General features: G+C 71.6%; 26 protein-coding genes and 1 tRNA gene. 12 read left to right on the plus strand and 15 right to left on the minus strand.

The features are described 5' to 3' along the window. Window positions 1-260: 260 nt before the first annotated feature. Window positions 261-1379: an LLM class flavin-dependent oxidoreductase gene (locus ASF35_RS10195; RefSeq protein WP_082495474.1), complete on the plus strand. Its 1119-nt coding sequence runs from the start codon at window positions 261-263 to the stop codon at window positions 1377-1379. Next, entirely contained in the window at window positions 1376-2047 is a 672-nt protein-coding gene (locus tag ASF35_RS10200; RefSeq protein ID WP_055966733.1) for an NADPH-dependent F420 reductase, read from the plus strand. The genes ASF35_RS10195 and ASF35_RS10200 overlap by 4 nt, the downstream gene beginning before the upstream one ends. Before the next feature lie 13 nt (window positions 2048-2060). Here ASF35_RS10200 and ASF35_RS10205 read toward each other — a convergent pair whose 3' ends face one another. Continuing rightward, window positions 2061-2303, minus strand: coding sequence for a hypothetical protein (locus tag ASF35_RS10205; RefSeq protein WP_055966737.1), 243 nt, complete (start codon window positions 2301-2303; stop codon window positions 2061-2063). Between the two features lie 110 nt (window positions 2304-2413). Here ASF35_RS10205 and ASF35_RS10210 point away from each other — a divergent pair, with 110 nt between their 5' ends. After that, window positions 2414-3259, plus strand: coding sequence for a sigma factor (locus tag ASF35_RS10210; RefSeq protein ID WP_235499143.1), 846 nt, complete (start codon window positions 2414-2416; stop codon window positions 3257-3259). 87 nt (window positions 3260-3346) lie between these two features. Continuing rightward, window positions 3347-5086, plus strand: a complete 1740-nt coding sequence (locus ASF35_RS10215) for a CocE/NonD family hydrolase (protein WP_055966741.1) — start codon at window positions 3347-3349, stop codon at window positions 5084-5086. 169 nt (window positions 5087-5255) lie between these two features. On the opposite strand, the gene ASF35_RS10220 is transcribed toward ASF35_RS10215, so the two are convergent. From ASF35_RS10220 to ASF35_RS10230, 3 genes are all read right to left on the minus strand, one after another. Further along, complete coding sequence (locus ASF35_RS10220) at window positions 5256-5603, minus strand: DUF2200 domain-containing protein (RefSeq protein WP_055966744.1); 348 nt, start codon at window positions 5601-5603, stop codon at window positions 5256-5258. Between the two features lie 89 nt (window positions 5604-5692). Further along, the gene (locus tag ASF35_RS10225) at window positions 5693-6844 is read right to left on the minus strand and encodes an acyl-CoA desaturase (RefSeq protein ID WP_082481862.1); all 1152 of its coding nucleotides are present in this window, start codon (window positions 6842-6844) and stop codon (window positions 5693-5695) included. Window positions 6845-6885: 41 nt separating this feature from the next. Then, window positions 6886-7998, minus strand: coding sequence for a ferredoxin reductase (locus ASF35_RS10230; RefSeq protein WP_055966747.1), 1113 nt, complete (start codon window positions 7996-7998; stop codon window positions 6886-6888). Between the two features lie 187 nt (window positions 7999-8185). Between ASF35_RS10230 and ASF35_RS10235 the strand changes: the two genes are divergently transcribed. Beyond that, window positions 8186-8884: a TetR family transcriptional regulator gene (locus ASF35_RS10235; protein WP_082480760.1), complete on the plus strand. Its 699-nt coding sequence runs from the start codon at window positions 8186-8188 to the stop codon at window positions 8882-8884. Here ASF35_RS10235 and ASF35_RS10240 read toward each other — a convergent pair. Beyond that, the gene (locus tag ASF35_RS10240; protein WP_055966749.1) at window positions 8842-10809 is read right to left on the minus strand and encodes a hypothetical protein; all 1968 of its coding nucleotides are present in this window, start codon (window positions 10807-10809) and stop codon (window positions 8842-8844) included. The genes ASF35_RS10235 and ASF35_RS10240 overlap by 43 nt on opposite strands. A gap of 213 nt (window positions 10810-11022) precedes the next feature. On the opposite strand from ASF35_RS10240, the gene ASF35_RS10245 reads away from it, so the two are divergent. Further along, window positions 11023-12960, plus strand: a complete 1938-nt coding sequence (locus ASF35_RS10245) for a primary-amine oxidase (protein ID WP_055966752.1) — start codon at window positions 11023-11025, stop codon at window positions 12958-12960. A gap of 22 nt (window positions 12961-12982) precedes the next feature. On the opposite strand, the gene ASF35_RS10250 is transcribed toward ASF35_RS10245, so the two are convergent. Further along, entirely contained in the window at window positions 12983-13669 is a 687-nt protein-coding gene (locus ASF35_RS10250; protein ID WP_055966754.1) for an SDR family oxidoreductase, read from the minus strand. Between the two features lie 130 nt (window positions 13670-13799). On the opposite strand from ASF35_RS10250, the gene ASF35_RS10255 reads away from it, so the two are divergent. Then, a complete protein-coding gene (locus tag ASF35_RS10255) occupies window positions 13800-14162 on the plus strand; it encodes a VOC family protein (protein ID WP_055966757.1) in 363 nt (120 codons plus the stop codon). Window positions 14163-14166: 4 nt separating this feature from the next. Here the strand turns inward: ASF35_RS10255 and ASF35_RS10260 are convergent, their stop codons facing one another. The 4 genes from ASF35_RS10260 to ASF35_RS10275 are packed head-to-tail and all read right to left on the minus strand — an operon-like array spanning window position 14167 to window position 17175. Further along, entirely contained in the window at window positions 14167-14982 is an 816-nt protein-coding gene (locus tag ASF35_RS10260) for an SDR family NAD(P)-dependent oxidoreductase (protein ID WP_156366926.1), read from the minus strand. 12 nt (window positions 14983-14994) lie between these two features. Next, on the minus strand, window positions 14995-15801 hold the full coding sequence (locus ASF35_RS10265) for an SCO1664 family protein (protein ID WP_255354064.1): 807 nt from the start codon (window positions 15799-15801) through the stop codon (window positions 14995-14997). Continuing rightward, complete coding sequence (locus ASF35_RS10270) at window positions 15798-16358, minus strand: DUF3090 domain-containing protein (RefSeq protein ID WP_055966760.1); 561 nt, start codon at window positions 16356-16358, stop codon at window positions 15798-15800. Before ASF35_RS10270 ends, ASF35_RS10265 begins: the two co-directional genes overlap by 4 nt. Before the next feature lie 49 nt (window positions 16359-16407). Further along, the gene (locus tag ASF35_RS10275; protein ID WP_055966762.1) at window positions 16408-17175 is read right to left on the minus strand and encodes a histidine phosphatase family protein; all 768 of its coding nucleotides are present in this window, start codon (window positions 17173-17175) and stop codon (window positions 16408-16410) included. 166 nt (window positions 17176-17341) lie between these two features. Here ASF35_RS10275 and ASF35_RS18040 point away from each other — a divergent pair, with 166 nt between their 5' ends. From ASF35_RS18040 to ASF35_RS10290, 4 genes are all read left to right on the plus strand, one after another. Beyond that, window positions 17342-17482 carry a hypothetical protein gene (locus ASF35_RS18040; RefSeq protein WP_156364742.1) on the plus strand — a complete coding sequence of 47 codons (141 nt, stop codon included), beginning with the start codon at window positions 17342-17344 and terminating at the stop codon, window positions 17480-17482. A gap of 161 nt (window positions 17483-17643) precedes the next feature. After that, window positions 17644-18003, plus strand: coding sequence for a WhiB family transcriptional regulator (locus tag ASF35_RS10280; RefSeq protein ID WP_055966767.1), 360 nt, complete (start codon window positions 17644-17646; stop codon window positions 18001-18003). 38 nt (window positions 18004-18041) lie between these two features. After that, window positions 18042-18118 (plus strand) — tRNA-Arg (locus tag ASF35_RS10285). 53 nt (window positions 18119-18171) lie between these two features. Beyond that, complete coding sequence (locus tag ASF35_RS10290) at window positions 18172-19434, plus strand: RtcB family protein (RefSeq protein WP_082480761.1); 1263 nt, start codon at window positions 18172-18174, stop codon at window positions 19432-19434. A 93-nt stretch (window positions 19435-19527) separates the two neighbouring features. On the opposite strand, the gene ASF35_RS10295 is transcribed toward ASF35_RS10290, so the two are convergent. From ASF35_RS10295 to ASF35_RS10310, 4 genes are read right to left on the minus strand one after another with little or no spacing between them, the layout of a single operon-like run. Further along, window positions 19528-21063, minus strand: a complete 1536-nt coding sequence (locus ASF35_RS10295; RefSeq protein WP_200914531.1) for an acyl-CoA carboxylase subunit beta — start codon at window positions 21061-21063, stop codon at window positions 19528-19530. Between the two features lie 24 nt (window positions 21064-21087). After that, on the minus strand, window positions 21088-21372 hold the full coding sequence (locus ASF35_RS10300; RefSeq protein ID WP_055966770.1) for a DUF2470 domain-containing protein: 285 nt from the start codon (window positions 21370-21372) through the stop codon (window positions 21088-21090). Continuing rightward, window positions 21369-22316: a hypothetical protein gene (locus ASF35_RS10305; protein ID WP_055966773.1), complete on the minus strand. Its 948-nt coding sequence runs from the start codon at window positions 22314-22316 to the stop codon at window positions 21369-21371. The genes ASF35_RS10300 and ASF35_RS10305 overlap by 4 nt, the downstream gene beginning before the upstream one ends. A gap of 21 nt (window positions 22317-22337) precedes the next feature. Then, window positions 22338-22928, minus strand: a complete 591-nt coding sequence (locus tag ASF35_RS10310; RefSeq protein WP_055966776.1) for a TetR/AcrR family transcriptional regulator — start codon at window positions 22926-22928, stop codon at window positions 22338-22340. 91 nt (window positions 22929-23019) lie between these two features. Between ASF35_RS10310 and ASF35_RS10315 the strand changes: the two genes are divergently transcribed. Then, window positions 23020-25254: an MMPL family transporter gene (locus ASF35_RS10315; protein ID WP_055966778.1), complete on the plus strand. Its 2235-nt coding sequence runs from the start codon at window positions 23020-23022 to the stop codon at window positions 25252-25254. Here the strand turns inward: ASF35_RS10315 and ASF35_RS10320 are convergent. Next, window positions 25251-25646 carry a nuclear transport factor 2 family protein gene (locus tag ASF35_RS10320; RefSeq protein WP_055966780.1) on the minus strand — a complete coding sequence of 132 codons (396 nt, stop codon included), beginning with the start codon at window positions 25644-25646 and terminating at the stop codon, window positions 25251-25253. The two genes, ASF35_RS10315 and ASF35_RS10320, sit on opposite strands and share 4 nt — an antisense overlap. Window positions 25647-25738: the final 92 nt, after the last annotated feature.

The raw sequence follows: 25738 nt of genomic DNA on the forward strand, positions 1-25738 counted from the left end.
GTCGCACAGTCTGCAGGTCCCTGCGTAGCGCAGGCGCATCCGCTTGTCGGTGTCGCTGGTCGACGCACGGTGCCTGCCCGCGACGACGTCACCTGATGCCATGAGCCACTCCCATCGCTCGGCATGGACGAGAACGGTACGACGGGTCGCGGTCGGGCCGCAGGCGTTCGCACGATGCGACCGGGAATAGTGGGGGAGGGTCGGACCTTGAAGTAGATGAACGTTGAACTACATTGGCCTCGAACCGGAAGGCGGCCGCCATGACGACCCACTCCCACGACGCGATCACGTCGAGCACCTCCTCGAGCACCGGAGCGACCCATGACGTCGTCTTCGGGCTCGACACCTTCGGCGACATCCCCCAGGGCGCGGACGGTGAGCTGCTCTCGCACGCCGACGCGATCCGTCAGGTGGTCGACGAGGCGGTGCTGGCCGACCAGGTGGGCGTCGACGTGATCGCCCTCGGTGAGCACCACCGGTCCGACTTCGCGATCTCCAGCCCGGAGACCGTGCTGGCCGGCATCGCCACCCGGACGGAGCGCATCAAGCTCGCCTCGGGCGTCACCGTGCTGTCGTCGGACGACCCGGTTCGGGTGTTCCAGCGGTTCGCCACCCTCGACGCGCTCTCGAACGGCCGCGCCCAGGTGATCCTGGGTCGTGGGTCGTTCACCGAGTCGTTCCCGCTGTTCGGCTACGACCTCGCCGACTACGACACGCTCTTCGAGGAGAAGATCGAGCTCTTCGCCGAGCTGCTCAAGGAGGAGCCCGTCACCTGGAGCGGCAGCACGCGCGCCGCCCTCGCGGACGCCGACGTCTACCCCAAGACCGACTCCGGACGCCTCGACACCTGGGTCGGGGTCGGTGGGTCGCCGCAGTCGGTGGTCCGCACGGCGAAGTACGGCCTGCCGCTCATGATCGCGATCATCGGCGGACCGGCCGACCGCTTCGCCCCCTACCTGGACCTGTACCGCCGGGCTGCCGAGAAGTTCGGAACCACGGCGCACCCGGTCGGGATGCACTCGCCGGGCTTCGTGGCCGACACGGACGCGGCCGCCGCGAAGATCGCCTGGCCGCACTTCAAGGCGTCGCGCGACCGCATCGGCCGCGACCGCGGCTGGCCGCCGGTCACACCGCGCGACTACGAGCGCGAGATCGAGCACGGCTCCCTCTACCTGGGTTCCCCGGAGACGGTCGCGACCAAGATGGCGGCCGCGATCAGGACGCTGGGGGTCGGTCGCTTCGACATGATCTACACGACCGGCTCCACGCCGGCGGCCGACCGGCTGCGCTCGGTCGAGCTCTACGGCACCGAGGTCATCCCGCGTGTCCGCGAGCTGCTCGCTGCCGACGCCGTGGTTCCGGCGGGGGTGCAGGCGTGACCACCGTCGGCATCCTGGGCGCCGGCAAGGTCGGCACGGTGCTGGCAAGGCTCGCCGTCGCGGCCGGTCACGACGTCCTCGTCGCGGGGTCGGGTCCTGCCGAGGACATCGAGCTGACGGTCGACGTGCTCGCGCCCGGCGCCGTGGCCACGACCGCCGCCGACGCCGCGGCCAGGGCCGACCTCGTGGTCCTCGCCCTGCCGCTCGGCAAGTACCGGTCCATCCCGGTGGCCGCGCTCGTCGGCAAGGTCGTGGTCGACGCCATGAACTACTGGTGGGAGGTCGACGGCGTGCGCGACGACCTGACCGACCCCCGCACGTCCACGAGCGAGATCGTGCAGGCGTTCCTCGCCGGTGCCGACGTCGTCAAGGCGTTCAACCACATGGGCTACCACGACCTCGAGGACGGCGCCCTGCCCGCAGGTGCGCCCGGACGTCGAGCCATCGCGGTCGCCGGCGACTCCGCCGACGCCGTCTCCCGTGTGGCCGCACTGGTCGACGACCTGGGCTTCGACCCTGTCGTCATCGGCGGACTGGCCGACGGAGTCCGGCTGGAGCCGGGCACCGAGCCGTTCGGCGCGAACGTCGGGGCCGACGAGCTGCGGACGATGGTGGCGCGCTTCGCGGAATCCACCCGCGGCCGCGAGGTCGTGGCCGCCCGCACCTGACGTTCGGGTCGGTTCAGGCGGGGTCGTCGGGCAGCTCGGCGTACCGCTTCTTCACGTCGTTGTACCAGCCGAGCGACTTGCGGGGCCGGCGCCAGCGACCCTTCATGTCGTCACGGGCGGGCTGGTGGGCGGCGTCCCCCGCCTTCTCGCGCTCCTTCAGGTGCGCGTCCTGAGCGACGATCACCTCGTCGGCGGTCTCCCCGGAGTGCACGAGGTCGCACGGTCCGCCGAGGTCCTGGCACGTCATGCTCTTCATGGGTCCATCCTTTCGCAGCACCTCCCGCCGGGGAAGTGGGTCGTCGTGTCACACGCTCGGTCCGGCGTGCGTCATGGTGGTGACGATCCGGACGACGAAAGTGTGACGACGTGCCCTCCGACGACATCCTCACCGCCGCCTTCGAGGCCGAACGCCCGCGGCTGCTGCGGCTGGCTGCGCGCATCCTCTCCGACCACGACGCCGCGCAGGACGTGGTCCAGCACGCGTGGCTGCGTCTGCACGGCACGGAGCAGGCGATCGACAACCTGCCGGGATGGCTGACCACGGTCACGTCACGCCTCTGCCTCGACCGGCTCCGAGCGCGCACGCCGATCCCCGTGGAGGACGTCGGCCCGGGCGGCACGGTGGCCGACCCGGTCGACGAGGTGGTGCTCGCCGACACCGTCGGGATCGCGCTGCAGGTGGTGCTCGACCGGCTCACCCCGGCCGAGCGGGTGTCGTTCGTGCTGCACGACAGCTTCGCCTTCGACTTCGCGACGATCGCCGCCATGCTCGACACGACCCCGGCCGCGGCGCGCAAGCTCGCCTCGCGGGCACGGGCGAAGGTGAGCGCGCCCGTGCCCGAGGACCGGCTCGCCGCCTGGGAGGTGGTCGACGCGTTCATGGCGGCGGCGAAGGAGGGAGACCTCGAGCGGCTGCTCGAGCTGCTCGCCCCGGGCGTGGTCGTGGAGGGCGACGCCGCGGCCGTGGCCCTGGGCACGCCGAGCCGGCTCGACGGTGCCGGCGACGTCGCGGGCTTCTTCCGGGGTGGGGCGCACGCCGCCTTCCCGGTCTTCGTCGGAGACCGTCCCGGCGCTGCATGGATCCACCGCGGCGAGGCGAAGGTCGCCTTCGACTTCACGATCGAGGACGGGCGAGTGCGCGGCATCGTGTTCCGGGCTGACGCCGGGGTCCTGGCGATGGTGCGACGACGTGCCGCGGGGGACCCGGTCTGAACGAAGGTCTTGGCAGGACGGCCGAGAACTGGTACACACGTACTGGTCTGTTACTGGTACGGACGCACCAGTTATCTGGAGGTCCCCATGGTCACTCGTTCCCGGTCACTGCTCGTCGCCGCCACCACCGCGCTCGTGCTGGGAGCGCTCGGCGCGCCGGCGAACGCCGCGGAGGCAGAGCCCGAGACCACGAAGGTGCGGGTGACCACGAGCACCGGCGCGTCGCTCGCGGCGGCGGTCAGCGGCGCTGCGCCCCTGCAGGCGCGACCGACGGTCGTCGAGTTCACGCCCTACGGCGAGCGCGGGGCCAGCTTCAGCGTGGGGGAGGAGTACAACTTCCTCACCGTCCAGATCCGCGGCACGGGTGACAGCGGCGGTGGGTTCGACGTCCTCGGGCCGAAGACGCAGCGCGACGTGCGCGACACCCTCGCGTGGGCATGCTCCCAGCCCTGGAGCGACGGCCGTCTCGCCGTGGTCGGGTTCTCGGCCAGCGCGATCACCTACTTCAACTCCCAGCACCAGGAGCTGCCGTGCGTGAAGGCCGCCGTCATGCGGTCGGGCACGTTCGAGCTGTACCGCGACCTGCTGGTCCCCGGCGGCGTCCCCAACTCGGTCCCCGGACTCGCCGTGCTCTCGGCCATCGGCGGCCTCGCGCTCGTCCAGGCCGACCAGCGTCTCTCCCGCGACCCGCTGTCCGGCACCGAGACCGTGCTCGGGCTGCTCGGCTCCGGACTCAGTGCGGGACTGCTCAACCCCACGCTGAACACCTACTGGAAGGAGCGCGGGTTCCGCGGCGACGCGAACGAGGTGCCCACGCTCCTCATCGACGGCGTCTTCGACGTCGAGCCGCGCGGCGACTACCAGGCGTTCCAGCAGCTGCAGGCGCAGGGCACGCCGGCGCAGCTGCTCGTGGTCGGTGCCCACGACGGCGCCCCGCGCGGGACCGATCACGGTGCCGCGCAGATCGACAAGTGGCTCGACCGATGGGTGCTCGGCGTCCAGAACGGCGTGGAGGACGAGCCGGCGGTGCAGATGCTCGTGGCCGACGGCGGTCGTGAGCAGTTCCTGGACGGACAGTTCCTCCGCTACGACGGGTCGTCGTGGCCGCTGCCAGGAACGTCGTGGACGCCGCTCTCCCTGTCCGCGAAGCGAGCCGGGACGAGCGCCTCGCCCAAGGACGGCAGCCTGACGATCGAGCCCGACGCGACGACGAGTCGGCAGTCGTACGCCGCCTTCACGTCGCTCCCGACGCAGGTCGATCCGCACACCATCTCCACGCTGGGCGCACCGCTCAACCAGCTCACCACGTGGATCCCGTTCCTGACCGACATGAAGCTGACGAACCTGACCGGGCTCACCTTCACGTCGGCCCCGCTGAAGGAGTCGGTGACGGCCATCGGTCCGGGCACGCTCGACGTCCGACTCTCCACCAGCGGCGTCTCCACGCCGATCTGGGCCGTGGTCTCCGACGTCTGGCCCGACGGCACGACCCACCCCATGACCGTCGGACGGCTCAACTCGGCGTTCCCGGGCGTCGTCGAGGAGAAGTCGCTCTACTCCGACGGGAACCTGGTGCAGCCCTACGGCGACTACAGCAACCCGAGGCTCGCGCTCCCCGGCGCCGCCCGCGACTACCACGTGGAGCTGTGGCCGATCGCCAACCGCTTCAAGGCAGGGCACCGCATCCAGGTCTCCCTCGTGGGGCAGTCGGCGCTGTCGCTCCCATCGATCCCCGCCCTCAACACCGTCACGATCGGGAAGGGGTCGGGCTCTCGACTCATGCTGCCGACCGTGCCGGAGTCGGACCTGGCGGCCGCCCTGCGGTAGCGGGTCGCCCGCGCCACGACACAGGATTCTGCGTTCCCGCGCGAAAGCCGGTTCGATGCTGCGTCCGCGACGGGATCCCGTCACGAACGCAGCATCGTTCGGCGTCTCGCGCGCAAAGGCAGAATCGTGCGTCCGGCGGGTGGGACAGGGGCGCCACCCCCGTGCGGCGTCAGGGGGTGCGCAGCACCTTCTCCATCGGGCGGCCCTTGGCCAGCTCGTCCACGAGCTTGTCGAGGTAGCGCACCCGCAGCATGAGCGGGTCCTCGATCTCGGCGATCTTCACGCCGCAGATCGAGCCCGTGATCAGCGAGGCGTTCGGGTGCAGCGACGCGGCCGCGAAGAAGTCCTCGAAGGTCGTCCCGGCCTCGAGGTGCCGAGCGATCGCGTCGTCGTCGAAGCCGGTGAGCCACGTGACGACCTCGTGGAGCTCGGCCACGGAGCGGCCCTTCTTCTCCACCTTCGTCACGTAGTGCGGGTACACCGACCCGAACGGCATCGACGCGATCTTGTGTGCCATGCCCGCAGCGTAGACCGCGGTGGGGACGGGTGAGCCGACACGACGACGCCGCCGCCCACGTGGGGCGACGGCGTCGTGTCGGGGAACGGTCAGGCGGCCGCGGGCACGTCCACGCGCTCGGGCTCGGTCGCCTTCGGCTTGCGGTCCGGCAGGGCGAAGTGGCAGATCTTCTTCGCGACGCTGAACAGCTGCTTGTGCAGCGGCCCGGTGTTGTACTCGATGCCGTAGCGCTCGCAGATCTCCTGGACCTCGACCGAGATGGCGCGGTAGCGGCGCGCCGGGATGTCGGGGAACAGGTGGTGCTCGATCTGGTGCGACAGGTTGCCCGACAGCATGTGGAGCAGGTCGCCGCCGCTGATGTTGGCCGAGCCGAGCAGCTGACGGTAGTACCAGTGCCCGCGCGACTCGTCCTCGCACTCCTCCTCGGTGAAGGTGGCGACGCCGGCCGGGAAGTGACCGCAGAAGATGATGTTGAAGGCCCACACGTTGCGGATGAGGTTGGCGGTGACGTTGCCGGCGAAGGTCAGCGGGAACAGCGGACCGGTGAGCGCGGGGAAGACCAGGTAGTCCTTCAGGGCCTGCTTCTTCACCTTCTTCATGATCGCGGAGTGCATGTGCGCGTTCTCCTCGATCTTGCGCTTGCCCTTGACGATGTTCTCGACCTCGAGGTCGTGCATCGCCACGCCCCACTCGAAGAACAGCATGAGCAGCACGGCGTAGACCGGGTTGCCGAGGTAGTACGGGTGCCACGGCTGGTCCTCGTCCATGCGCAGGATGCCGTAGCCGATGTCACGGTCCTTGCCGAGGATGTTGGTGAACGTGTGGTGGATGTAGTTGTGGCTGTACTTCCACTGCTCGCCGGGGCACACGTTGTCCCAGTCGTAGATGCGCGAGCTGAGGTTCGGGTCGCCCATCCAGTCGTACTGGCCGTGCATGACGTTGTGGCCGATCTCCATGTTCTCGAGGATCTTGGAGAGGCTCAGCGCGGCGACGGCGAGCGGCCAGGCCGGGGGCACGTAGAAGAGGGCGCGACCGGCGACCTCCAGCTGCTGCTGGCGCTTGACGACGTTGCGGATGTAGGTCGCGTCCTCCTCGCCGAGGTCGGCGAGGATGCGCTGGCGCAGGGCGTCCATCTCGTTGCCGAAGTCCTCGAGCTGCTCGGGGGTGAGGTTCGGGACCTTGGGGGCGGAGGCGCGGGTGCTGGACTTCTTCAGGCGGGGGACGAACGGGATCGTGGTCATGGCGGTTCCTTTCGACGAGGTCGTGGAGGCGGGTCGTGAGGTCAGAGGTCGACGGCGCAGCTGCCGACGGGCGCGGACACGCAGATGCGGACGTCCTCGTCGGGCAGCGACGACGTCTCGCCGGTGAGGATGTTGCGGACGGTGCCCTCGGTCTTGCGCGAGACGCACGAGAAGCAGATGCCCATGCGGCAGCCGAACTCCGGCGTCAGGCCGGCGGCCTCCGCCTGCTCGAGCAGGCTCGAGCCGTCGTTCGCGACGGTGGAGCCGGCGACGTTGAACGCCACGGTGCCCTCGGCGTCCTCCTCGCGGGCGAACGCCGGCGGCTTGAAGAACTCCAGCCGCAGGCGCGGCGAGTCGCCGTAGGCTTCCTGGACGAGCTCGACGAGCCCGGCCGGGCCACACACCCACGTGTCGAGGTCGGTGAAGTCGCCGACCATGAGCCGCAGCTCCTCGGGGTCGAACAGGTGGGGCCCGTAGCGCAGGTGCACCGTGACGCCGTTGTCGTTGGCGGCGATCTCGGCGAGCTCATCGGCGAAGATCTGGTCCTCGGGGGAGCGGGCGTAGTGCACGAACGTGACCTTGCGCTGCGCGTGGTGGTCGTACCCGTCGCGCAGGAGCGTCCGCACGTGCGACATGACCGGGGTGATGCCGGAGCCGCCCGAGATCATCACGAGGTGGTTGTTGGTCGGCGTCGCGGCGCTCTCGTGCATCGTGAAGTCGCCCTCGGCCTGGCTGAGGTGGAGGATCAGGCCGGGCTGGGCCTCGCGCACGAGGTGCTTGGAGACGACGCCCTCCTCGTGGGCGCGCACGGTGATCGTGAACTGCTCGCCGGGGAGCGACGCGGCCGAGGAGATGGAGAAGCAGCGGGTCGTGCGACGGCCGTCGATCTCGAGTCCGACCTGCACGTACTGGCCGGAGCGGTGACCGCGCCACGTGCTCGTCGGCTCGAGCGTGAGCGTGGCGACCGGGTGCTCGCCGTCCGTCTCGCGCTTCACGTCCACGACCTGGGCACGCACGTCGGTCGCGGCCCACATGGGGTTGACCTGGCGCAGGTAGTGGTCGACGCCGTGCGGAGACGTCAGGGACGCGAGCAGGCGCGAGCCGAGCACGCGCTGGGCGAGCGGAGGGAGGCCGGTCGTGGCGGTCGCCGTCATGGTCGGTCCTTCGCAGTTCGGGGTCGGGTCGAGGTGCGTTAGTGGACACCTGTCCACCAACTGTCGGTATGTGACACTCCGAATGTCAACGTGTTGCCCCTGTGACGGCAGGCACGTCGCGTGTTTGCGCAGGTCAGGCGGGGGCAACGGTGGTCACGTGTCCACCGACACAGGTACGCTCGGCCGCATGGAGGACCAGCCCGACGCCCTGCCCACGCGCACCGAGCGCAAGGAGCGCACCCGTCGCGCCATCCTCGACGCGGCCCTCGTGCTCACCGAGCAGAGCTCTCTCTCGGCCCTGTCGTTGCGGCACGTGGCCCGCGAGGTGGGCATCGCCCCCACGGCGTTCTACCGGCACTTCGTCTCGGCCGAGGACCTCGGCCTGGCCCTCGTCGACGAGTCGTTCTCGTCGTTGCGGCGCATGATCCGCGACGTGCGCAGCGCGGCGCCGTCGGTCGGGGGCGTGATCGGCCAGTCCGTCGACGTCCTCGTCGAGCGTGTCCGGTCCGACCCGGCGCACTTCGGCTTCATCAGCCGTGAACGAGTGGGGGGCGTGCCCGGGGTGCGCGCCGCCATCCGGCACGAGCTCGACCTGTTCGAGGCCGAGATCGCCACCGACTTCGCCAGGTTGCCCGGCGCCGTGCACTGGTCGAACGACGACCTGCGCACCTCGGCGGACCTCATCGTCACGGCGATGGTCGCGGCGGCCGAACGGCTCCTGCAGGGTCCACGGACCGCCGCCTTTGACCGCGAGGTCGCCCGGATGACGACCACGCAGCTGCGGATGCTGTCGATCGGCGCCATCCACTGGCGTTCCCGCCCCGAGGACCGGGGCGGAAGCGCTCAGATCCGGGCGACGGGCGGGTCGGAGAACTCGCCGGTGTAGTAGTCGTCGGGCTGGGTGAACGGCAGCGCCTTGCACTTGGGGGCCGGGCTGACCGTCTGCCGCGTGCCCGTGACGTCGGTGATCTCGAACGACGACCCCGTGAGGTCCTTCTGGGACTCGACGTGGCTCCACGAGGCCTTGAACAGGTCGATGCCCACGAAGTCCACCCCGACGGAGCCGGTCTCCTCGGTCTCGGCCACGTCGTACTCCAGGTCTCGCACGTTCGCCTTCTCGTCGAGCACGTCCTGCACGGGGTCGCCGCCGTCGGTCTGCTCGACCTCGTCGTCGAACTCGACGTCGACGTCGCCCTTCTTGAGGTTCCCGTCCTTGTCGCGGGGGAACATCTCGTCGATCCGGGGGCCCAGCTCGTCACGCAGCTCCGGGTGCTGGTCGAAGTCGAGGATCATCTCGGTGACGGTGGCCTTGCCCTCCTTGCTCTTCGTCTCGTAGGCGCCGCTGAGCCCGAACCCGTAGGGCAGGGCGACGGACAGGTCGATGCCGGCGCGGTTGATGCTGTCGAGGGCCTGGTCGTCGAGGGTGACGATGAGCTTGCCGAGCTTGCCGTCCGGCCCCCAGGTGACCGACGTCGAGGAGCTGCCCGCCCACTCGGCCCCGAGGGCGTCGCCGCCCTTCGCCCCGCCGCGGTCCTCCTGCTCGCCGTCCTTGCCGCCCTTCTTGTCCTTCGTCGCCTTGCCGCCCGCCTTCACGCCGATGAGGAAGCCGCCGAGGTCGGTGGACTTGTACGACGCCGTGAAGCTGCCGTCGGCCCAGTCGCGCTGCTCGACCTGGACCTCGCCGGTGTAGTCACCGGAGATGCCGGGCGTGATGCCTCCCGAGCCCTTGCCCTTGGACGTGGAGATGGGGAAGCTGACGCCGCCGGAGACCTTCACCTTGGATGACCGCACCGACGACGTCGCGAGGTCGTGGTGCTCCGGCTCGGTCTCCTGCAGCTCCTTCTTGCGCTCCATGAGCTTCTGCGCCTGCTGCACGTGGTACGGGTTCGGTGGGCACTGCCCGGGTCGGGGACAGATGGTGCTGGTCTGCATCAGGCCCTGGACGTTCGCGTCGATGGTCCGGTACTGCTGGTACCAGTCGAGCCACTCCTGGGCCTTCTCCATGTCGTGGAACTCGTAGGTCTGTCCCTTCTCGTACCCGGTGACACCGCCGACGCTGAAGTCGATGCCCTTGCCGCTGCCGGAGACCTCGCCGCCGACCTCGGTGCCCTCCAGGAGGTGCACCCGGACCCTTCCGTCGCCGAGGTCCTCGACGAGCATGCCGTCCGAGCTGCCGAACTTCACGAACAGGATGCGGACCTCGGAGCGGTCGACCTCGCTGTTGGAGGACGTCACGCACGGCGGCTCGATCCGGTCGTACGTGTCTCCCACGCAGGTGCCGAGTGCTCCGGCGGTCTTGGCGCGTGCCGCGCCCTCCGTCGCCGTGCGGTAGGCGTCCCACTCGGTCTGGCAGTCCTCGGGCACGTAGAGGTTGCGGCAGCCGACCTGCACGAGTGTGGGGTGCTCGCCGTCGATGGGTCCGCTCGACGGCTGCGCGTCCTTGCAGCGCGGGTCGGAGGGGTCCTCCGGGTTGAGGATCGGGGTGTCGGGATCGACCGGGTCGTCACCACCCGGCTGGTCGCCGCCCTCGCCCGGCTGCTCACCGTCCCCGCCCGGCTGCTCGCCGTCGGCGCAGGCCGCGCCGCCCCCGGCCGCCGCGAGGACCTTCGCGATGGCGCACCGGACCGTGGTGGTCACCTGGGGTGCCTTGGCGTGCACCGCGGTGACGCCCGCACCCACCAGCACCGCGGCGAGCACGACGACGCCGACGACCTCGAGGGTCCCCTGCCCGCGCGGTGCGCGCGGGGGAGGTGCGGTGGCCCGCTGGAGGAAGGCTGGCAGGACATGGCGGCGAGGGCCCGAGATCGACACACCTGGAACCTAGGTCCCGTCCCGGCCCGTCACGGAGGGCCCGCGGTCCCGCATCGGTCCTGGATCCACCCGGGCTCCGCGTCGTGTCGAGGGCCCAGGGGCCCGGCCGGCGGCGTCGCGCAGCCCCCTCGGCGAGCACGGGATCCGTGACGATCCGGTGACATCGCCACGAGATCCTGGTCAGGTGCCCCCCGAGAGGGAGATGATCAGCAGGTGACCCATCCGCTTGATCCCCTCACGTCCGACGAGTTCCGCGCGACCACGGCCCTGCTCTCCGCCGAGCACGGCGTGGGGGAGGGATGGCGCTACTGCTCGATCGAAGGACTCCAGCCGGCCAAGGCCGACCTCGACATCTACGCCGCCGACGGCACCGCCCCCGCCCGGGTCGTGGAGGTGCTCTGCCTCGAGCAGGCCACCAACCGGACCTTCCGCGGCCGGGTCGACCTCTCCGCCGACGCCGTGCTGAGCTTCGAGCACGTGCCGGGTGTGCAGGCCAACTTCACCGTGGACGAGTGGGAGGAGGCCGACGCCGCCCTGCGCGCCCACCCCGACGTGATCGCGGCGCTGGCGAAGCGGGGCATCACCGACCTCTCGCTGGTCTTCATGGACACCTGGACCTACGGCGACGCCGTGATGCCCGAGCAGTGGAAGGACCGGCGCATCGGCTGGTCCGACACCTGGGTGAGGGCCGCCGAGGGCGCCAACCCCTACGCCGGTCCCGTGAACGGCCTGCACTGCGTGATCGACATCAACACGATGGAGCTCCTGGCGATCGAGGACACGCACACCGTGTCGCGGCCCGACGTGATGGGCGAGTACGTGCCTCGCCACGTGCCCGACCGGCTGAAGGGCCACCGGCCGCCGCGCAAGCCGCTCGAGATCACCCAGCCCGAGGGCATCGGCTTCGAGGTCGACGGGCACGAGCTGCGGTGGCAGAACTGGACCATGCGGGTCGGGTTCAACCACCGCGAGGGCATGACCATCAACGCCGTCACCTACGACGACGCCGGCCGCACGCGCCAGGTGGCCCACCAGCTGAGCTTCGCCGAGATGGTCGTCCCCTACCGCGACCCGAGCGTCGACCACTACCGGCGCACCGCCTTCGACATCGGCGAGTGGGGACTGGGCTTCATGACCCAGTCGCTCGAGCTCGGCTGCGACTGCCTGGGCGAGATCCGCTACCTCGACGCCGTCATGCACGACAGCGCGGGCGAGCCGTACACGATCACGAACGCGATCTGCCTGCACGAGGAGGACAGTGCGATCGGCTGGAAGCACGTCGACCACGACTCCGGCGCCGAGGTCCGCCGCCAGCGCCGGTTCGTGGTCTCGTTCCACGTGACCGTCGCCAACTACGAGTACATCGTCTACTGGCGGTTCTACGAGGACGGCAACATCGAGTGCGAGGTGCGCGCCACCGGCATCATGGTCGTCACGCACGTGGAGGAGGGCCAGGCCCACCCGCACGGCACCCTGGTCGACGAGCGGACGTACGCGCCGTACCACCAGCACTTCCTCGTCGCGCGGCTCGACCTCGAGCCCGACGGCCGCACCAACACGGTGCAGCGCAGCGAGACGGTGATCGACCCCATCGGACCCGAGAACCCGCTGGGTCTCGGCATCCGGCAGGTCAGCACGCCGATCGCCGTCGAGGGTCACGACGACTTCAGGTGGGAGAGCCAGCGGGCCTGGAAGGTCGTCAACGAGCGGTCGCTCAACGGCCTGGGCACCCCGGTCGCCTACAAGCTGGTGCCCGGCGGCGCGATCCCGTCGTTCTTCCACCCGGAGTCGCCGGTGTTCCAACGGGCCCAGGTGATCGGCCACACGGTGTGGGTGACCCCGCACGACGCCGACGAGCGCTGGCCCGCGGGCGAGTTCGTCAACCAGAGCAAGGACGACCACGGCCTGCCCGAGTGGGTGCAGCAGGGCCGCTCGACGACCGACACCGACGTGGTGCTCTGGTACGTCTTCGGCATCCACCACATCACGCGCCCCGAGGACTGGCCCGTGATGCCGGCCGACATCGTCTCCTTCTGGCTCAAGCCCGTCGGGTTCTTCGACCGCAACCCCTCGCTCGACGTCGAGCCGGCGACGTCGTCGTCGTGCCACGCCGAGGGCGACGCGTCCTCACAGGGCTCGCACTGCCACTAGACGGCGGCTCGTCGAGGCGGGATCAGGTGGCGGTCTCCCTGACCTCGTCGTCCATCTCGGTGGCGAAGACGCGGAACTCGTCGCGGCGGGTGTGCATCGACCAGAGGGTCTCGGCGAGGACCTCCGGGTCCTTCTGCGGGTGACCCTCCTCGATCGCTCCGGGGATCACCAGCTGGGCGACGTGGATGTCCTCGGGTGCGAGCGTGTCGTGCAGCATCTGCGCGTACGCCGACTGCGCGGCGAACGAGAGCGAGGTGCCGGCGAACTTCGGCGCGGGACGCACGGCGGTGCCGCCGTTGACGAACAGCACCGTGCCCTTCCCGACGAACCGCATGTTCTGCAGCACCGAGTGCACCGCGGCCAGCGGGCCGTAGACGGAGAACTCGATCGCGCCGCGCGCGTCGTCCACGGTGGTCTCCAGCAGCGGCCGCAGGAACGACTTCTGGGGGAGTGGGCTGTACTGCAGCACCTCGATGGGGCCCTGCGTCTCGTTGGCCTGCTCCAGGGCGCGGGCGAGGGAGTCGGGGTCGCGGACGTCGGTGACCCAGCCGCGGGCGTCGATGCCCTCGGCCCGGAGGTCGGCGGCGAGCGCGTCGACGCGTTCGGCGTTGCGGGCCAGCAGCGCGACGGCGTGGCCCTCCCGGCCGAAGCGACGGGCGACCGCCGCTCCCAGTCCGCGTCCTGCTCCGACGATGGCGATGGTGGTCACGTGAGGCTCCTCGAGCGTGGGGATGGGTACCCCTCCACGCTAGGACGGGTCACGTGGCACGGCAGGTCGAGCGCCGCCGGACCGTCGGGCAGGATGGTGGCGGCGAAGCGGTGGACCATCGGGAGGGCGCATGACGATCATCGGACTCGACCACGTGCAGGTCGCGATCCCCACCGGGGGCGAGGACGCGGCCCGGGGGTTCTACGGCGTGCTCCTCGGCATGACGGAGGAGACGAAGCCGCCCGTGCTCGCCGCCCGGGGCGGGTGCTGGTTCACGTCGGGCTCGGCGGTCCTGCACCTGGGGGTGGAGGAACCGTTCGCGCCGGCCCGCAAGGCGCACCCGGCCTTCCTCGTCGACGACCTCGTCGCGGTCGAGGCCGTCCTGGAGGCCGCAGGTCACGCGTGCGTGCGCTCGGACGGCGAGATCCCGGGTGTCGAGCGGTTCCACTCCTTCGACCCGTTCGGCAACCGCGTCGAGCTCCAGCAAGCCTGACGACTCAGGCGGTGTAGCCCTCTCGGAAGGTCGGGTACCGCGGGATCCAGCCCGTGGCACGCAACCGCGCGTTGGAGATGCGCTTGCCGTGACCCCTAGCCGGGTCGACCGCGGCGGGCGGGTCCACGCCGAGCAGACCGGCGAGGTGGGCGGCGACGTCGCCGCGCAGGGCGGGCTCGTCGTCGGTGCCGAGGTACACCGGCGCCGGGTCGTCGACGCGGGTGAGCAGGTGCACCACGGCAGTGGCGGCGTCGTGGCGGTGGATGCGGTTGGTCCACCGGTGGAGGTCGCCGACCTCCCCGGCGAGCACCTGGTCGGCCATGCGGGCGCGCCCGGGCCCGTAGAGCCCGGAGAGACGCAGCACCGTGCCGGTGGGCAGACGCTCGGCGAAGCGCCGCTCGGCCTCGAGGAGCATCCTGCTGGGTCCGTCGCCCGGATCGGGTGGGGTGTCCTCGGTGACGACCTCGTCGGCGTCGGCGTGCACCCCGGTGGAGGACACCAGCACGGCGCGACGCGGCAGCGCCCCCTGGGCCTCCACGGCGTCGAGCGCCCGCAGCATCCCATCGACGTAGGTGGCGCGGTACGCCTCCTCGGTGCGGGGTCGGGCGGTCAGGACGACCACGAGCTGCGCGAGGTCGAGCGGAGGGAGGTCCGGCGTCCCCTGCGCCAGGTCGGCGGCGACGCCGACGATCGGTGCCGGGACCAGGTCGGCGTTGCGACGGATGCCGGCCACCCGGTGGCCGAGGGCGGCGAGCCGCAGGCCGACGTCGGCGCCGAGCCGGCCGCAGCCCACGAGCAGGGTGTCAGGGCGAGGTTCCACGGGAGCCACCTCCTAGAAGGGGGGCCAGGGGACGGCGGGCATGGGACCCGACGGGGCGGGCAGGGTGCCCTCGGACAGCAGGAGGTCGCAGCGTGCGGCGAGCGCCTCGACCTCGGCCACCTTCAGCAGGTCGTACAGGACCGCGCCGAGGCCGTCGGTCTCGTCGTCGACCGACGCGCGCACGCGCCGGACGCCGTCGAGCTCCTGCTCGCCGAGCGGCTCCCCGAGCCAGCCCCAGAGGACCGTCCGGAGCTTGTGGTCGGCGTGGAGGGTGAGCCCGTGGTCGATCCCGTGCCGGTGTCCGTCGGCCATCTCCAGCACGTGCCCGCCCTTGCGGTCGGCATTGTTGAGCACGACGTCGAGGACGGCCATGCGCCGCAGGGCGGGGGTGTCCTCGTGGACGAGCGAGACACGCCTGTCGCGTCCGTCGTACCCGTCGAACACGTGCAGCATGCCCGGGGGCAGCGTGCCGGCCGGGACGATCGTGACCGCCTCCTGCGCGGGGTCCACGGTCTGCCAGAGCTGCACCATGCCCGGGCCGTGCGGTCCGTCGCGCAGCCAGGTGAGCGGGACGACCTGCCATCCCGTGACCTCCGAGACCAGGTGGGCGGCGACCTCGCGCTCCGCGAGCGTGCCGTCGGGGAAGTCCCACAGCGGCTGCTCGCCGGAGACCGGCTTGTAGACGACGTCGACGTCGCCGATGGTGCCCACGAAGGTGGCGTTGGACGCCGGCATCACGCGGCCGGTGAGCACCAGCTCACCGGTGAGGAGGTCGGACTCCTCGGCCCAGGGCTCGTCCACGGAGGTGGCGTCGCTCACCGGAACTCGTCGGGCAGCTCGCAGACGTGGTCGGCGGACGGGTCCATCGGCGTCTGGCACAAGGGGCACAGCGGCCGCCCGGCCGACACGACCTCGCGGGTGCGCTTGGCGAACGCCCGCGCACTGCCGACGGGGATGCGCACGACGAGGGCCTCGGGCGGATCGATCTCGACCACGCCGTCCTCGTCGGCCTCGGCCTCGACGTCGAGCACCGGGAAGGCCTCGACCACGATCTGGGCCGTGGACGGGTCCCAGCCCAGCCCCATCGCACCGGCACGGAACTGCTCCGCCACCGGCTCGTCGAGCGGCTCGTGGTCGGCCAGCCCGTCGGGCGCCACGGTCGGGACGGAGAACGGGTTGCCGTCCTCGGCCATCAGCTCGTCGAGCACCTCGTCGATGCGGTCGGCGAGGGCAGCGGACTGCTCCTTCTCGACCGCCACGCTGACGAGGTCGGCCCCGGAGCGGGCCTGGAGGAAGAACGTGCGGGAGCCGGGGGTGCCGACGGTCCCGACGACGAAGCGGTCGGGCCAGTCGAATCCGTGGACGATGGTGGCCATGCCACCACTCTAGGGTCCGACCCCAGACGTCGCTGGGTGCGGCACGACGTCAGGACCGGCCGGGCCCGGCCAGCTCGGCGGGACCGTCGTCGAGGTCCTCGGGAGCGGCGGCCGCGCTCTGCCCGCTGCCGGGCCCGGCACCCCCGCCGGGCACCGCGTCGGTCGACGTCTCCTGCTTCTTCGGGACGAGCCATCCCAGGTCACCGGCGTGCGTGTTCTGCGCCAGCACGTAGGGCCGCGACGTGGTGTAGCGCACGATCGAGATCGAGGCGGGGTCCACCTGGATGCGCTGGAACAGGTCCAGGTGCATGCCGAGCGCGTCGGCCAGCAGTGCCTTGATGAGGTCTCCGTGGCTCACGGCGGCCCACACCGCGGACGCGCCGTGCTCGGCCTCCACCTCGGCGTCGATACGCCGCACGGCCTCGACCGCACGCGCCTGCATGGCCGGGAGGGACTCACCGCCGGGAAAGACGGCGGCGGACGGGTGGGACTGGACCGTGGACCACAACGGCTCCTTGGCCAGCTCCTTCAGCGGTCGCCCCTGCCAGTCGCCGTAGTCGCACTCGCTGATGGCGTCCTCGACGGGCGCGGCGGGGAAGCCGGACTGCCGCTCGAGGATCGCCGCACTCGTCTGACGGCACCGCTCCATGGGGCTGGAGACGACGGACGCGAGCGGGACGACGGCGAGCCTCTCGCCGGTGCGCGCCACCTGCTCGCGGCCCGTGTCGTCGAGGAGCACGCCGGGCGTGCGGCCGGCGAGCACCCCCGAGGCGTTGGCGGTGGTGCGACCGTGCCGGACGAGGACGAGGGTGGCCATGCCTCGAGCCTAGGCGCGGGGGCGCGACCCGGCCCGACGGACCGGTCGTCGGACGGTGTCGTCGGTAGGGGGCGTTAATCGCTTGGCGGCTGTGCACGCCGACCTCTACCGTGGTCCTGCACGCTCACCCGGGCGTCGCACCGACCACCTCGCACCAGGACCCTCCATGACCACGTACCGCAGCAGCCACGGCTCGTTCGGCCCCTCGGCCGTCCGGGTGCTCGGTGCTGCCGTCGTGGTGAAGGGCATGCCGTCCATCCAGCGACCCGAGAACGACGAGCTGCTCCAGGAGCGACCCGTGACCTAGGTGCCACCCGCACCCGGCACAGGGCCGCTCCACGAGTCGCACGGACTCGCCGGGGCGGCCCTTCTGCATGTCCGGACCGCTCCGTCCCCACACCCCATCCCCCTTCCATCCCCATTCCCACAGTTGAACGACACCCGAGACCACCGAGGAGGTGGCAGCACATGACGACACAGAACCGCAGGACACGGGCCAGGACCGTGTCGCTGCGCACCGAGTCCGCAGCGACGTCGGTCCTGACCACGCACGGCGTGGTCGCGGCCTTCGCGCACCCGACGCCCCGCCACGGGGTCACGGGGTGGGCGTGCGAGGACGAGGACCCCGACCTCTTCTTCCCGACCGACGACGCCCGGCTCGCCGCGGCGCAGGCGGTCTGCGCGCCGTGTGCGCTCAGGGACACCTGCCTGGGCCTCGGGACCGCACGCGCCGAGAGCGGCGTGTGGGGCGGTGTCCTCCTCGCCGAGGGGACCCCCCTGGACGCGGTCCCCACCAGGGGCAGGCCCAGGAAGACGGCCGCGGCCTGACGACGTCTGCACCACGTCGTCGGGTCGCGACCCGCCACCTCCCCGTACCTCAGCTGGAGAGAGGGCCCGGTCGCGAGCCGGGACGTCGGACGTTCGAGTCGTCCTGGGGAGACCAGCACCACCAGCAGGACACCAGCACCTCACCACCGCCGAAGGAGGCGAACCACCATGACCACCACGACGAGCACCCCCGGAGCCGACGCCTCCGGATTCCCGACGACGCTCCCCGGCGCCGTCGCCGACACCCTCATGTGGGCCGACCCGCAGGACGTCGAGCCCGCAGCGCTCGAGCAGCTCCGCACGATCTCGCGGCTGCCCTGGGTGCACGGTCTGCGCGTCATGCCCGACGTGCACCTCGGCAAGGGCGCCACGGTCGGCTCCGTCGTCGCGATGCGTGACGCGGTGTCGCCGGCGGCAGTGGGCGTCGACATCGGCTGCGGCATGACCGCCGTCCGCACCGACCTGACCACCGAGGACCTCCCCGAGGACCTCCGGTCGCTCCGCCACGCGGTGGAGCGCGCGGTCCCGGTCGGGTTCCACGCCCACGACGTCGCCCCCGACGTCGACCGCCTCGGCCTCGGCCGGGGACGCACGGACGGGCGCGGGACGGCCTGGGACTGGCGCGGCTTCTGGGCGGGGTTCCGCGGGCTCCACGACGCGGTGCAGGACCGCGAGGCCAAGGCCATGAAGCAGATGGGCACGCTCGGCGGTGGCAACCACTTCATCGAGGTGACGTCCGACGACACCGGGCGCGTCTGGCTCATGCTGCACTCCGGGTCGCGCAACATCGGCAAGGAGCTGGCGGAGCGCCACATCGCGGCCGCGAAGGGTCTGGACCACAACCTGGACCTGCCCGACCGCGACCTCGCGGTGTTCCTCGCCGGCACCCCGCAGATGGACGCGTACCTGCGCGACCTGTACTGGGCGCAGGACTACGCGGCCCGCAACCGCGCGGTCATGATGGCGCTCGTCCGCGAGGTCGTCTCGACCTGGTTCGGTCGCGCCGGCCGCGAGGTCGGGTACGACCGCGAGATCTCCTGCCACCACAACTACGTGGCGCAGGAGCGGTACGACGACGTGGACCTGGTCGTCACCCGCAAGGGAGCGATCCGGGCAGGCCGCGGCGACCTGGGGCTCATCCCCGGGTCGATGGGGACGGGGTCGTACGTCGTGCGGGGGCTCGGCGACGAGCGCAGCTACTGCTCGGCCTCGCACGGGGCGGGACGCACGATGTCGCGCACCCGGGCCCGCAAGACCTTCACCATCGACGACCTGGCCCGCCAGACGTCGGGGGTGGAGTGTCGCAAGGACGCGGGGGTGCTCGACGAGATCCCCGCGGCCTACAAGGACCTCGAGTCCGTCATCGCGGCGCAGACCGACCTCGTGTCGGTCGAGGCGCGGCTCACCACGCTGCTGTGCGTGAAGGGCTGAGCCACGCCGCCGGCGGACGCGAGCGCAGGGGCCGGCCGGCATCGGACCGGTCGGCCCCGGGGTCTCGACCCGAGCTCGCCGCGACGACCGCCGTCACCAGGTGTCGACGGTGCGTCCGGACCCGACGAGCCGTCCGTCGCGCACAGCCGCGTCGACCAGCCGCACCAGCAACCCCCGCGTCTCGGCAGGGTCGATCACGTCGTCGAGCTCGGCGTGCCGTGCGACGTTCAGGGCTCCGGAGTGGGCCTGCGCCAGCGCGGTCAGCTCGCGCACGGTGCGCTCACGCTCCGCCTCGTCCTCGATGGCCTCGAGCTCCTTGCGCATCGACAGCCGCACGGCTCCCTCGAGCCCCATGGCGCCGAGGTGGGCTCCGGGCCAGGCCACGGTCATGAGCGGCTCGTGCAGTCCTCCGCCGAGCATGGCCTGCGCGCCGAGGCCGTAGGCCCGGCGCAGGACCACGCCGATCATCGGCACCTGCAGCGACGCCCCGGCCACCAGGAGCCGCGACGTGTGGCGCACCAGACCGGTGCGCTCGGCCTCGGGGCCGACCATCATCCCGGGGGTGTCGACGAACGAGACGACCGGGAACCCGTGCGCGTCGCACAGCTGGAGGAAGCGGGCCGCCTTGTCGCCGGCGTCGGCGGTGACGGCCCCGGCGACGTGCCGCGTGTCGTTGGCCAGGACGCCGACCGTGCGCCCCTCCAGGCGGGCCAGCGCCGTGCACAGCTCGGGGGCGAAGCCCGGCCGCAGCGGCAGGACGCTGTCGTCGTCGAAGATCGTCTCGAGGATCGGCGCCAGGTCGTAGGCACGTCGCTCGCCCTCGGGCACCGCGTCCCGCAGCGGGGTCTGGTCTGCGGCGGACCAGTCCTCGCGGGGACCCAGGAAGTAGCCCAGGAGGTCGCGAGCCACCTCGGCCGCCTCGTCGTCGTCGGCCACGACGTCGACCACCCCGTTCGCCGTCATCACGTCGAGGGGGCCGACGTCGGCCGCGGCCACCTCGCCGAGGCCACCGCCGGAGATCATCGCCGGACCGCCCATCCCCAGGGATGCGCGGGACGTGGCGACCACCAGGTCGGCGCAGCCCGCCACCACGGCGTTGCCGGCGAAGCAGTTGTCGTCGACCACGGCGACGCGGGGGACCCGGCCCGACAACCTGGCCCACGCGGCGAAGGTGGTCACGTCGAGCGCGGAGACCAGGGGGATGTCGGTGTCGCCCGGCCGGCCCCCGCCGCCCGAGGCGAAGAAGACCGTCGGCAGGCCGAGCCGGGCGACGACGTCGAGGAGCCGGTCCGTCTTGGCGTGGCCGCGCATCCCCTGGGTGCCGGCCATCACGAGGTAGTCGTAGGACAGCACGGCGCAGGCTCGGCCGTCGATCGTGGCGAGACCGCCGACGATCCCGTCGGCGACGGTGCGGTCGAGCAGGTCGTCGTCGCTGCGGCGGTCGCTCTGCGCCGCCGTGACGAAGCGGCCGTACTCCACGAAGCTGCCGGGGTCGACGAGGGCGGCCACGTTCTCGCGGGCCGTGCGCCCGCCGCGCGCGTGCAGCCGCTCCACCGCCTCGGGGCGTGCCGCGTCCTCGGTGAGGGCGCGTCGGGCCAGCAGCTCCAGCAGCTCGGGTCGGATGTCCACGGCCCGATCCTGCCCCACCACGGCTCAGCCGGCGTCGAGCTGCTCGCGTGCTGCGTCGTGCAGACGCACGATCTCGCGTCGCAGGTCCGCACGCTCGACCGCGCGCTCGGTCCAGGGGACCCTCACCGGAACGGGCACGCCGTCGACCACCGCGCTCCAGTCGCCTCCGTCGGCGTCGAGCCCGGTCATGGTCGCCGACGTCGCGCGCCGGACGGCGTGGCCCTGCACGATGGTGAGGCTGTCGTCGCGGTGGTCGGCGTTCATGTGCTCGAGCACCGCCGCCACGACCTCGGGTCCGAACGCGGTCATGGGAGTTCTCCTGTTCTCGTCCCGGCAGCAGCCGCGACCCTGTCGTGGACGACGCGCAGGGCGGAGGCGTCGGCCGTGTCCGCGCGGTCCTCGTGGGTCAGCCAGTCCATCAGGGGAGCGGAGCTGGGGGCGACGCCGGACCGGACGTCGGCCACGGCCGCCGCGACCAGCCGCCCGGTCGGTGCCGTCGGCGGTGCGACCACGGTCTCCCGGACCCAGGTCTCCGCCTGCTCCAGCAGGTCGTCGTCCACCGCGGCTCGTCGACGGGCCGCGAGCACGGTGAGCGCGTGGGGGAGGGCGCCGACCGCGAGCCCCGCCCCGCCGAGCTGGTCGACCATCGTCGCGAGGTGGCGCTCCATGAGCCAGGTCGGCATGCCGCGGTGGGTCAGCATGGTGCTGAGCCAGGTCACCTGGTGCGCTGCCGTCTCGCGCGGCGCATCGGCCAGGTGGGCGATCCAGGCGGAGTCCGAGACCGAGAACTGCGCGCCGCGGCGACCGTAGCGGTCCCGGTAGTAGGGAGCTGCTCCGTACGACAGCGTCGCGGCCCGGGTCGCGGTGCGGAGCACGTCCAGGTCGGTGGCGACGTGATGGCCGCCCGTGGCGGGATTGAGCACCGTCGCGTCCGCCTTCCAGTCGGGGCCGGGCCTGGAGAGTGCCAGGGCGATCGACTGTCGGAGCTGGACTAGGAGCGCACCGAGGTCGGAGTCCCGCGGCCCCGCCAGACCGTCCGTCACGGCGGCACGCAGCGTCTGCGTGTCGCGGGACCCGACGAGGTCCGCCACTCGCTCGACGCCCACGACGGCGGCCACGAGCGCGGGATCGGTGTGTCGTCCTGCCGACGTCCGTGCGCACTGATCGAGCAGCAGCGCGACGGCGTCCTGCGCCGGGCCGGGCGCGGCGTCCTCGGGGAGGCTGGGCTCTCCACCGGTCTGGGGCGTGGTCACGGATCGATCGTGCCAAACCGGTCAGGCGTCGGGGGCGAGCGGTGCGCGAAGGGGTCCTGCGGCCAGACGCCGCATCACGTCGCGTCCGACCTCGCTCGCGGTCCGTCCGTCCCCGGGTTGCTCGTCGGTCTTGAGGAGCACGTAGATCGCGAGCCAGGCCGTGGCGCCCACGGCGAGGTCGTCGGGTTCGACCCCGTGACGTGCGGCCAGCGCCTCGCACAGTCGCTCCTGGGACTCCGCGAGCCACTCCATGACACGACCGCGGACCCGTGCGTTGGTGGCGACGAGCTCCTGGAACCGGTCGGCGTGTCGGTTGGCGCGTCGAGTGTGCTCGAGGAAGGCCGTGAGGGCGTGGCCGAGCGAGAGCTCCGGGTCCTCGTCGTCCGGACGGGCGGCCAACGCGTCGGCCATGAGACCGGGGTCGCCGAGGAACGCCGTGGCGAGCTGCTCCTTCGAGGGGAAGTAGCGGTACACGGTCGAGATGCCGACCTCGGCCTCGTGCGCGACGTCCTCCATGGTCGTGGCGTCGTAGCCGCGGTCGACGAACAGGGCCATCGCGGTCTCGGCGAGCAGTTCTCGCGTCCGTGTGGCATTCATCTCACGCAGCCCCATGGCAGGAGAATAGCCCGAACCGGGTGTTCGTGCGAAGATGGGAGAAACTTTCAGTACGAGGTTTCGGGCCCCGCCCGAGAGAGGGGCGCTCATGGCCTGGCACCTGTACCGGCTCGGTCGGTGGAGCTTCCGGCGACGGTTCCGGGTGATCGGCGTGTGGGTCACGCTGCTCGCGCTCGGCGGCGTGGGGGCCCTCACCCTCTCGGGGCCGACGTCGAACTCCTTCGAGCTGCCCAACACCGAGTCCAGTCGTGCGTTCGACCTGATCAAGGACCGCAGCCCCGACGCCTCGACCGACGGCGCGATCGCGCGGATCGTGGCGCAGGCTCCCTCGGGCGGATCGATGACCGACGCGGACGCGAAGCAGGCGTTCGCCTCCGCGCTCGAGGTCGCCCAGACCGACCACGTGGCCGCGGTGGCCGAGCCCTACACGTCGGGAACGGTCTCCCAGGACGGTCGTACCGCGTACGCCACGGTGACCTACGACCGCCAGGCCGGTGAGCTCACCGACGCCGATCGCGGTGCGCTGCAGAAGGCCGCCGAGGCGCTGGAGGGCGACGGGTACTCCACCGTGGTGGGTGGCGACGCGACGGGCGTGACCACCAGCGGCGGGCACCTCGCCGAGGCGGTCGGCATCGTGATCGCGTTCGTCGTCCTGCTCATCACCTTCGGCTCGCTCGTGGCCGCCGGCATGCCGCTGCTCACCGCGGTCGTCGGCGTCGGGATCGGACTCCTGGGCGTGACGACGCTGTCCGGCTTCGTCGAGCTGTCCTCCGTCACCCCCGCGCTGGCCAGCATGCTCGGCCTGGCCGTGGGGATCGACTACGCGCTGTTCATCATGTCGCGGTTCAAGCACGAGGTGCAGGCCGGTCGCAGCCACGAGGAGGCGGCCGCGATCGCCACCGGGACCGCCGGCTCCGCGGTGGTCTTCGCCGGCCTCACCGTCGTGATCGCGCTGACCGGTCTGTCCATCACCGGCATCTCCTTCCTCACGCAGATGGGTCTGGCGGCTGCCGTCACGGTGGCCCTCGCGGTGCTCATCGCCCTGACCCTCCTCCCGGCCCTGCTCTCGTTCGCGGGACGTCGGGTCACCTCGGGGCGGATCCCCGGTCTGAAGCAGCGCGACACCGAGAGCGACGGCGTCCGCACCAACGGCCGCCGCTGGGTCGAGCTCGTGACCCGCTTCCGCTGGCCGGCCCTCGTGCTCGGCCTGGCCGCCGCCGTCGTGCTCTCGGTGCCGGTCGCCTCCATGCAGCTGGCCCTGCCCGACGACGGCACGAAGCCGCGCAGCACCGAGGCGCGCCAGGCCTACGACCGGATCTCCGAGAGCTTCGGTGCCGGGGCGAACGGGCCGCTCACGGTCGTCGTCGACACCCAGTGGGCGTCCGACCCGACCGCCGCGGTCGACACGGCGCTCGCGGCCGTCGGCTCGGTGGAGAAGGACGTCGCCGCCGTGGTGCCTCCGCTGACGGACCCGGACGACCCGGAGGCCGTGGCGCGGTACCAGGGCATGCTCAAGCAGCTCAAGTTCGCCGTGATCACCGTCGTCCCCGAGAGCGGGCCCTCGGACCAGGCCACCAAGGACCTGGTGACCGACCTGCGCGAGAGGCTCACCGACCTGGGCGACTCCGGTGCGAAGGCCTACGTGACGGGCCAGACCGCCGCGGGCGTCGACATCGCCGACACCCTCGCCGATGCGTTCCCCACCTACCTCCTGGTGGTGGTCGGTCTCGCGTTCCTGCTGCTGGTGCTCGTGTTCCGGTCCCTGCTCGTGCCGCTCAAGGCCACGGTGGGCTTCCTCGCATCGGTCGGCATCTCGCTCGGCGTGACCGTCGCGGTCTTCCAGTGGGGCTGGCTCCAGGGCCTCATCGGCCTGGACACCGAGGCGCCCGTCGTCTTCATCCTCCCGCTGCTGCTGACGGGCATCCTGTTCGGCCTGGCGATGGACTACGAGGTCTTCCTCGTCTCCCGGATGCGCGAGGAGTACGTGCACGGACGCGAGGCGCGTGAGGCGGTCGTGGTCGGCTTCCAGCACAGTGCTCGCGTGGTGACGGCCGCGGCCCTGATCATGATCGGCGTGTTCGCCGGTTTCGTCGGCGGGTCGGACCCGATCATCAAGACCATCGGCTTCGCGCTCGCGATCGGGGTGCTCGCGGATGCGTTCCTGGTGCGGATGCTGCTGGTGCCGGCGCTCATGTCGATCGTCGGTCGGCGGATGTGGTGGCTCCCTCGCTGGTTGGACCGCAGCCTGCCGAACCTCGACATCGAGGGGGAGGGCCTCACGGCTCGGCTGCGTGCCGAGCGGGAGTCGGCGCCCCAGCGCTAGGAACGACGCTGCAGGGCCTCGCCCATCGCCTCCACGAGGGCGGTGAGGCCCTGCAGGGCACGCACCATCACGGTGAACTCGACGAGCCGTCCGTCGCCGCCCCAGCGCATCAGGTCGATGCCGTGCACCTGCTTGCCGCCGACCACGGTGGTGAACTCCAGCATCGCGGAGTCCTCGCCGACGAGCTCGCGGTGGTAGGTGAGGCCCGGGCCGAGGACGGCGAGCGCCGCGGTCAGGTAGGCGGTGGTGAGCGCCCTGCCCTCCTGGGGCGTGTGCACGGCGGGGGAGCGGAACACCACGTCGTCGGCGAGCAGAGCGTCGAGCCGGTCCAGGTCCTGGGTGCGCACGATGTCGTGCCAGGCCCGGACGGGGGCGGGACGGGGGTCGGTCATGGTTCCTCCTGTGGTCGAGGTGCCGCTGTGGTCTGCCTCACCTCGGCATGACGAGGCTCGGGAGCCGCGCTAGGCTGTGGCCCAGACTATGC

The sequence above is a fragment of the Aeromicrobium sp. Leaf291 genome, from assembly GCF_001423365.1.
Lineage (GTDB): Bacteria > Actinomycetota > Actinomycetes > Propionibacteriales > Nocardioidaceae > Aeromicrobium.

Bases quoted from the DNA above. Each gene is read 5' to 3' on its own strand.
- ASF35_RS10195 (WP_082495474.1), top strand. From the start codon at position 261: ATGACGACCCACTCCCACGACGCGATCACGTCGAGCACCTCCTCGAGC.
- ASF35_RS10205 (WP_055966737.1), bottom strand. From the start codon at position 2,303: ATGAAGAGCATGACGTGCCAGGACCTCGGCGGACCGTGCGACCTCGTG.
- ASF35_RS10215 (WP_055966741.1), top strand. From the start codon at position 3,347: ATGGTCACTCGTTCCCGGTCACTGCTCGTCGCCGCCACCACCGCGCTC.
- ASF35_RS10220 (WP_055966744.1), bottom strand. From the start codon at position 5,603: ATGGCACACAAGATCGCGTCGATGCCGTTCGGGTCGGTGTACCCGCAC.
- ASF35_RS10225 (WP_082481862.1), bottom strand. From the start codon at position 6,844: ATGACCACGATCCCGTTCGTCCCCCGCCTGAAGAAGTCCAGCACCCGC.
- ASF35_RS10230 (WP_055966747.1), bottom strand. From the start codon at position 7,998: ATGACGGCGACCGCCACGACCGGCCTCCCTCCGCTCGCCCAGCGCGTG.
- ASF35_RS10235 (WP_082480760.1), top strand. From the start codon at position 8,186: ATGGAGGACCAGCCCGACGCCCTGCCCACGCGCACCGAGCGCAAGGAG.
- ASF35_RS10255 (WP_055966757.1), top strand. From the start codon at position 13,800: ATGACGATCATCGGACTCGACCACGTGCAGGTCGCGATCCCCACCGGG.
- ASF35_RS10270 (WP_055966760.1), bottom strand. From the start codon at position 16,358: ATGGCCACCATCGTCCACGGATTCGACTGGCCCGACCGCTTCGTCGTC.
- ASF35_RS10275 (WP_055966762.1), bottom strand. From the start codon at position 17,175: ATGGCCACCCTCGTCCTCGTCCGGCACGGTCGCACCACCGCCAACGCC.
- ASF35_RS18040 (WP_156364742.1), top strand. From the start codon at position 17,342: ATGACCACGTACCGCAGCAGCCACGGCTCGTTCGGCCCCTCGGCCGTC.
- ASF35_RS10280 (WP_055966767.1), top strand. From the start codon at position 17,644: ATGACGACACAGAACCGCAGGACACGGGCCAGGACCGTGTCGCTGCGC.
- ASF35_RS10290 (WP_082480761.1), top strand. From the start codon at position 18,172: ATGACCACCACGACGAGCACCCCCGGAGCCGACGCCTCCGGATTCCCG.
- ASF35_RS10300 (WP_055966770.1), bottom strand. From the start codon at position 21,372: ATGACCGCGTTCGGACCCGAGGTCGTGGCGGCGGTGCTCGAGCACATG.
- ASF35_RS10310 (WP_055966776.1), bottom strand. From the start codon at position 22,928: ATGGGGCTGCGTGAGATGAATGCCACACGGACGCGAGAACTGCTCGCC.
- ASF35_RS10315 (WP_055966778.1), top strand. From the start codon at position 23,020: ATGGCCTGGCACCTGTACCGGCTCGGTCGGTGGAGCTTCCGGCGACGG.
- ASF35_RS10320 (WP_055966780.1), bottom strand. From the start codon at position 25,646: ATGACCGACCCCCGTCCCGCCCCCGTCCGGGCCTGGCACGACATCGTG.